Source organism: Micromonospora echinofusca, from assembly GCF_017614955.1.
Taxonomy (GTDB): Bacteria; Actinomycetota; Actinomycetes; order Mycobacteriales; family Micromonosporaceae; genus Micromonospora; species Micromonospora echinofusca_A.
Genome location: NZ_WVUH01000357.1, coordinates 1 through 6981 on the forward strand (window position 1 = coordinate 1; position 6981 = coordinate 6981).

The 6981-nt window shown below is 70.8% G+C and carries 8 protein-coding genes; 7 read left to right on the forward strand and 1 reads right to left on the reverse strand.

The window, feature by feature from the left end; all coding sequences use genetic code 11:
* The 6 genes from GSF22_RS28255 to GSF22_RS28280 all read left to right on the forward strand — a co-directional run.
* A partial coding sequence (locus tag GSF22_RS28255) for a zinc ribbon domain-containing protein (protein ID WP_208816787.1) occupies nucleotides 1–206 on the forward strand: 206 nt, incomplete at its 5' end.
* A 10-nt stretch (nucleotides 207–216) separates the two neighbouring features.
* Nucleotides 217–522 (forward strand): transposase, encoded by a 306-nt coding sequence (locus GSF22_RS28260; RefSeq protein ID WP_244454280.1) that lies wholly within the window; start codon nucleotides 217–219, stop codon nucleotides 520–522.
* A gap of 575 nt (nucleotides 523–1097) precedes the next feature.
* Nucleotides 1098–1835 carry an ABC transporter ATP-binding protein gene (locus tag GSF22_RS28265; protein ID WP_208816788.1) on the forward strand — a complete coding sequence of 246 codons (738 nt, stop codon included), beginning with the start codon at nucleotides 1098–1100 and terminating at the stop codon, nucleotides 1833–1835.
* A complete protein-coding gene (locus GSF22_RS28270) occupies nucleotides 1832–3172 on the forward strand; it encodes an FtsX-like permease family protein (RefSeq protein WP_208816789.1) in 1341 nt (446 codons plus the stop codon). Before GSF22_RS28265 ends, GSF22_RS28270 begins: the two co-directional genes overlap by 4 nt.
* On the forward strand, nucleotides 3169–4386 hold the full coding sequence (locus GSF22_RS28275; RefSeq protein ID WP_208816790.1) for a sensor histidine kinase: 1218 nt from the start codon (nucleotides 3169–3171) through the stop codon (nucleotides 4384–4386). Before GSF22_RS28270 ends, GSF22_RS28275 begins: the two co-directional genes overlap by 4 nt.
* Complete coding sequence (locus tag GSF22_RS28280) at nucleotides 4377–5027, forward strand: response regulator transcription factor (protein WP_208816791.1); 651 nt, start codon at nucleotides 4377–4379, stop codon at nucleotides 5025–5027. The genes GSF22_RS28275 and GSF22_RS28280 overlap by 10 nt, the downstream gene beginning before the upstream one ends.
* A 268-nt stretch (nucleotides 5028–5295) precedes the next feature.
* On the opposite strand, the gene GSF22_RS28285 is transcribed toward GSF22_RS28280, so the two are convergent.
* Entirely contained in the window at nucleotides 5296–5883 is a 588-nt protein-coding gene (locus GSF22_RS28285; protein ID WP_208816792.1) for a TetR/AcrR family transcriptional regulator, read from the reverse strand.
* A gap of 126 nt (nucleotides 5884–6009) precedes the next feature.
* Here GSF22_RS28285 and GSF22_RS28290 point away from each other — a divergent pair.
* Nucleotides 6010–6981, forward strand: a 972-nt coding sequence (locus tag GSF22_RS28290) for an aldo/keto reductase (protein ID WP_208816793.1), incomplete at its 3' end; no start/stop codon positions are given.

The following is a 6981-nucleotide window of genomic DNA, read 5'->3' on the forward strand; positions in this document are numbered from 1 at the left end:
TCCGAGCGTGGGACTGCCCGTGCGGCAGCCACCACGACCGGGACGTCAACGCCGCGAAGAACATCAAGGCCGCCGGACAGGCGGACTTCAACGACCGTGGAGCGCAGGTAAGACCAGCATTCGTGCCGGCACCGCGCGGCGAAGCGGTAACCCACCCGGACGCCGCGTGTTCCACACGCAGCGTGGAGGGAACCTCCGTCCTTTAGCGCGGAGAGGATGTCAAGGGCCACCCACACCCGCGACCAGGGCGTGCGGCACATGATCGCCGCCCTGGACCTGACCACCGGCAAGCTGCACTACCACATCCGCGACCGGAAACGCTGGCGCGAGTTCCCCGCCTTCCTCAAGGTGCGCCGCCGCTGGCCCGACCAGACCCTCTACCTGATCCTGGAGAACTTCTCGTCGCACAAGCACCCCGAGGTCCGTGCCTGGTGCGCGGCCAACCCGGTGGAGTTGGTGTACCTACCGACCTACGCGTCGTGGCTGAACTGGATCGAGGCCGAGTTCGCCGCCGTACGGTAGTTCGCCCTCAACGGCACCGACCACCGCACCCACGCTGAGCAGGATGCCGCCATCGGCGGCTACCTCCGCTGGCGCAATCAGCAAGCACGCCCGAATGCCGGATTCGCGGACAAATCCAAGATCCGTCACCCGGATGACCCGTCCAAGGCTGCTTGACATTCAGCCCGTCCTTCAGGACGGGGAGAATGTCACTGGTCCTGTGCAGGATCCGCGTGAAGCGGGTTGGCGGTCGCCGCCCACTGTTGGGTCAAGGGATCCGAAGGTGGCTGGTGTCGGCGTACGGCTTCGAGTGCAGAGCCGGGTACACCGCCGAGCACGCGGCAGCTATCGACATCTGCGAGTGCGGCTGCGGCTCGCGGCCGCGCTTGCTCTGCAACGATCAACTACAGTCAGTTATGTTGGTCGACCCGGCGGCGTCCGGATCTGCCGATGAGCGCGCGGAGGACCGTGACCGTTCTCTCCCTCGGTGCGCCCGGCTACCGGGTCGGCAGGACGTGGGCGGTACGGATAGCCGCACCTGCAAAGTTCGGGCCGCCCGGATGTCCGTGTCGCCGCCAGCGCCGAGGCTGGTGCGCATGGAAAACGTGGTGGAACTCGATGGAGTGAGCCGCAGCTATGGCTCGCGCCGCCGGCCGATCAATGCTCTTCGCGGCGTCTCGCTTCTGGTGCCGGCCGGCGTATTCGTGGCGGTCATGGGCGCGACCGGGTCGGGTAAGAGCACACTGCTGCACTGTGCGGCCGGGCTGGACCGGCCCACATCGGGCCGGGTCCGGCTGGTGGGTCGGGACGTCACCCGGATGCGCGAGGGCGCGCTGACCCGGCTGCGCCGCGACCGGGTGGGTTTCGTCTTCCAGTCGTACAACCTGCTGTCGGAGCTGACGGTGCGGCAGAACGTCCTGCTGCCCCGGCGGCTGGGTGGGCCGCGCCCGCGCCCGCTCGACGAGGTGCTGGCCGAGGTCGGGCTGGCCGGGCTGGCGGATCGGCCGGTCGGGGAACTCTCCGGTGGCCAGCGCCAGCGGGTCGCCATCGCCCGCGCGCTGGCCGGTCGTCCGGCCGTGGTGTTCGCGGACGAGCCGACCGGGGCGCTGGATCCGGCCACCGGCGGGCAGGTGCTGCGGCTGTTGCGTACCGGGGTGGATCGGGCCGGCGTGACGGTGGTGATGGTGACCCACGACCCGACCGCGGCGGCCTGGAGCGACCGGCTGATCCTGTTGCGGGACGGCGAACTGGTGGCGGACGGCCCGACACCCGACGCGGCCACCATCGCGCAGCGACTGCGCGCCGAGGCGAGCGAGCCGGTGGTGGCCCAGTGAACGCGGGGCTGACCAGGCAGGCGCTGCGTAAGCAGCCGTGGGCGTTCGCCGGTCCGTTCGTCACGCAGTGCCTGGCCGCCGCGCTGGTGTCCGGCGCGCTGGGTGCCAACTCGTCAATGTCGGGAGCCCGGTTGGACCCGGCCGCCCGGCAGGCGCTGACTGACAGCGGCATCCCCCAGATGGCCGCCCTCTTCGTGGTGCTGGCGGTGTACCTGACCGCGCTGATCGTCGGACTGACCATGACGTCCTCGATCGCCCGGCAGGGGCGGGACATCGCGCTGGTGCGCGCCGTCGGCGCCACCCCGGGCCGGGTGCGCCGGGCGGTGGCGGCTCAGGCCGCCGCGGTGGCGGTGCCGGCGACGCTGCTCGGGGTGCCGCTCGGGGCGCTGCTCGCCCGCGCCTGGCTGGCGGGCCTCACCGGGCACGCGGTGATCCCGCCCGGCGTCACGTTCCACCCGTCGGCTGCGGCGCTACCCGCCGCGCTGGCCATCACCGTCGGCACGTCGCTGGTGGGTGCGCTGGTCGCCGCGCTACGGCCGGCCCGGGTACGCCCCGCGACGGCGCTGATCGAGACGGTCGTCGTGCGGCGGCGGGTCAGTCTGGTGCGTACCGCGATCGGGGTGTTGCTGGTGGCCGGCGGGGTGGTTCTGTCGGTCCGGATCTCAAACGGCGACCCGGCGAAGGCGGACCGGGCGAGCTTCTTCACCATGCTGGCGATGTCTGTAGGGGCCGGCTTCCTCGGCCCGGTCCTGCTGCGGCTGACCGCGCCGCTGGCACGCCTGCTCGGAGGCACCGGCGTACTGGCTGCGGAGAACCTCGCGGTGCGTGCCAAGGCTCTGTCCGGCGCCCTGGTGCCGCTGGTCCTCGCGATCGCGTTCGCCATGGTGAAGGTCGTGGTGCACACCACTTCCGGGCACGTGCATGGCAGGCCCGACCGCGCAGCGGAGGTGTGGACCGACTACTCCGGGACCGCCGTCTACGTCGCGTTCGCCGCGGTGGCTGCGGTCAACACGCTGGTGACCGTGCTGCTGTCCCGACGCCGTGAACTCGCGGTGACCCGACTGGTCGGGGCGAGCCGGGTACGGGCCCTGGCCGTGATCGTCTGCGAGGCGCAGATCGTCACGCTAACCGCCGTCGTGGTGGGTACGGTGGTCGCGATGGTCACTATGGTACCGATGTTGCACGGCATGCTGGGTACGTGGACGCCGCACCTGCCGCCCGGGCAGCTGACCCTCGGCCTGGCCGTGGTGGTCGGGCTGGTCCTGCTGGGCACGGTGGCGCCGGCGCTGGTGGTGACGCGCCGCCGGCCGGTGGAGTCGCTGGTCGTGGACCCGTGAGATCGGTCGCCGTCGCGATCCTGCGCGCGCCGGTGGCCGCCCGGACCTGGCGTGAGGTCGGGTACACGGTCACCGGCACCCTGCTGGCCGTGCCGACCTTCGCGATCGCGCTGCTGGGGCTCGTGTTCGCCGTACTGTCGCTGTTGACGATCGGCCTGCCGCTGCTTACCGGTGTGCTGGTGCTGGCCCGGCTGACCGTTCGGTACTTCCGCGGGCCGGCCCGGCTGTTCCTCGGCTGGAGCTGGCCGAACCCTCCGCCCGTACGCCAGCGGGGCCCGGGGCCGGTGCGCTGGGCCAGGGCGGTGCTGACCGATCCCGGCGCCTGGAAGGCGCTCGCCTACTGCTTCGCCCGGCTGCCGCTGATGACCGTCGCCACGTACATCGGCGGGATCCTCGTCGTCGGAGGGCTGCTAAGCGTCAGCTATTCGGTGTGGGTGCATCGGTTCCCCGACCAGTCACCGTGGGGCGGATCCTGGGGTCTGCTTGCCCAAGGGCTGGCCGCGCTGCTGGTGTTTCCGTGGTACTTCCGGCTCATCGTGTGGCTGGACCGGCGGTTGGTGCGGGCGCTGCTGGAGCCGAGCCCGGAGCGGTCCCGGATCGCGGCGCTGGAGCTCAGCCGGGCCGCGCTGCGGGCAGACGCGGCAGCCCTGCTGCGGCGGGTGGAGCGGGATCTGCACGATGGCACGCAGGCCCGGCTGGTCGCGCTGGGGGTGACGCTGTCCCGTATCGAGCGTCGGGCCGACGAGCCGGAGCTTCGGGCGATGGCGGCGCAGGCCAAGGGGGCGGTGGTGGAGGCGCTGACCGAGCTGCGGGACATCGTGCGGGGCATTCACCCGCCCGCACTGGACGCCGGCCTGAGCACCGCGATCGACACCCTGGCCGCGCGCAGCGCGGTGCCGGTCGACGTGCACGTGGACCTGCCCCAGCGACCGGCGCCCGAGATGGAGTCGGCGCTCTATTTCAGCGCCGCCGAACTGCTCACCAACGTGGCCAAGCACGCCGGGGCCAGCCGGATCCGGCTTGACCTGCGCGCGCTGGACGGCGCGCTGCGCCTGACCGTTACCGACGACGGGCGCGGCGGGGCGCGGCCTGGGAGCAAGGGTACGGGCCTGACTGGGCTGGTCCGGCGGTCCGAGTCGCTGGACGGCGCGCTGCGGGTGCACAGCCCACCCGGTGGGCCGACGACTATCACCGTGGAGCTGCCATGCGAGTAGTGATTGCCGAGGACAACCCGTTGCTACGCGACGGGATCAGGCTGCTACTGACCGATCACGGAATCACCGTCGTGTCGACGGTGAACAACGGTGACGACCTGCAAGCGGCGGTCGACGAGCACTCGCCGGAGGTGGCGGTGGTCGACGTGCGGATGCCCCCGACCTTTACCGATGAAGGTCTGCGGGCGGCACTGGCGATCCGGGCGGCTAACCCGCACACCGGTGTGCTGGTCTTCTCGCAGTGGGTGGAAACCCAGTACGCGCGGCAACTGATCGCCGAGCATCCCGAGCGGGTCGGGTACCTGTTGAAGGACCGCATCGTCAGCACCGACGACTTCGTCGACGCGCTGCGCCGGGTGGCCGCCGGCGGAACAGCACTAGACCCGGAGGTGGTGCGGCAGTTGCTGGCGGCGCCGGCGGTGGACGCGGGCCTGGCCCGGCTCAGCGAACGGGAACGGGAGGTCCTAGGGATGCTGGCCGAGGGCCGGTCGAACGCGGCCATCTGCGAGTCGCTCTACCTGGCCCCTCGCAGCGTGGAGAAACACGTGACATCCATCTTCACCAAGCTGGACCTACCCCAGGCGCGGACCGACCACCGGCGAGTACTCGCCGTGCTGCGCTACCTGAACGCGGCGCGCTGAACCGTATCGCACCAGGCCGCCGGCCGGATCTGCCATCACGCCGATAGGGCACGTGACATCTGGATCTAGCCGCAATCCGGGCGATGGCCCACGTCCACCGGTTACTCATCGTGAGCAACGGACGCGCGTCGCCGGGGCGACCGGCGCCGCAAGGTCCCCCAGCGCCACTCGCCCAGGCCTGTGCACATTTGGCGTACCTGGCTCTGCACCGGAACCCGGATGCCGACAGCTGGCCGCGTTCGAGCCGGTCGTCTACTGGCAGCGTCACCTAGCGGACGCGTAGGCCGGCGACGAGGAGGTCGACCAGGCGGCGTGCGTCGTAACGGGGATCGGTGCCGGCGCCGATGCAGAGATTGCCGACGCCGCGTAGCAGGCCGTAGGCGTCCAGGTCGGGGCGGATCTCGTCGGCGGCGACGGCGGCGTGGAGGATCTGGTCGCAGACCGGGACGAGCCGGTCGAGGAAGTAGGTGTGCAGGGTTTGGAAGGCGGCGTCGTCGGACTGTAGTGCTGCGGCGAGTCCGTGTTTGGTGGCCAGGAAGTCGACGAACAGGTCGATCCACTGTGCCAGGGCGGCGTGCGGTGTGTCGCTGTCGGCCAGTAGGGCCGGCCCTGCCTCGGCGCACGCCTCGATCTGGTGCCGGTAGACGGCGACGATGAGGTCGGCTCGGGTGGGAAAGTGGCGGTAGATCGTGCCCACGCCGACGCCGGCTCTGGCGGCGATGTCCCGCACGGGCACGTCGACGCCGGAGGTGACGAACGCTGCGGCGGCGGCGTCGAGCAGGGCTCTCTCGTTGCGTCGGGCGTCGGCCCGCTTGCGCGGGACCGGTTGCTCCGAGCCGCTGTCGGTGTCGGCCACGTCGCGTTACCTCCGTCACTCCACTTGGCATCCGGAACATTGTTCCGTACGTTGGCTACCGGAACGGCGTTCCGCTTAATCAGCGTACTGACCGGATGAGCTACCACCAAATCGAGGAGAACAACCATGCAGTACCGCACGTTGGGTCGCACTGGTGTGCAGGTCAGCACCCTCGTACTCGGCGCGATGAACTTCGGCAGAATCGGCAACACCACCCAGGCGGAAGCCACCGCCATCGTCGACGCCGCGCTCGAGGCGGGGATCAACCTCATCGACACCGCCGACGCCTACAGCGGCGGCCAGTCCGAGGAGATGGTCGGCAAGGCCATCGCCGGCCGCCGGAACGACGTCGTCCTAGCCACCAAGGCGACCCTGCCGATGGGCGACGAACGCAACCAGCGGGGCGGCTCGCGCCGCTGGCTGGTCACCGCGCTGGAGAACAGCCTGCGCCGCCTCGGCGTCGACCACGTCGACCTCTACCAGATGCACCGGTGGGATCCGACGACCAGCGACGACGAGACACTGTCGGCGCTGACGGACCTGCAGCGCGCGGGAAAGATCCGCTACGTCGGCTCCTCGACCTTCCCGGCCTACCGCATCGTGCAGGCGCAGTGGGCCGCCCGCGAGGGACGTCTGAGCCGTTACGTGACCGAGCAGCCGAGCTACTCGATCCTGCAGCGTGGCATCGAGACCCACGTGCTGCCCGCGACACAGGAGTACGGCATGGGCGTGCTCGCCTGGAGCCCGCTGGCGTCGGGCTGGCTGTCCGGCGCGATCCGCGCCGGACAGGACATCAGCACCAACCGCGCGGGCTTCATGCAGCAGCGCTACGACATCAGCATCCCCGCCAACCGCGCCAAGCTCGACGCCGTCGAGCAACTCGCCACCGTCGCCGACGAGGCCGACCTCAGCATGATCCAACTCGCGCTCGGCTTCGTCACCGCGCACCCGGGCGTGACCAGCGCGATCATAGGCCCCCGCACCATGGACCACCTCCGCTCGCATCTCGCCGCCGCGGACACGGTGCTCCCGGCCGACGTGCTGGACGCGATCGACGCGATCGTGGCTCCCGGCGTCGACCTCGCCGCCCACGAGAAG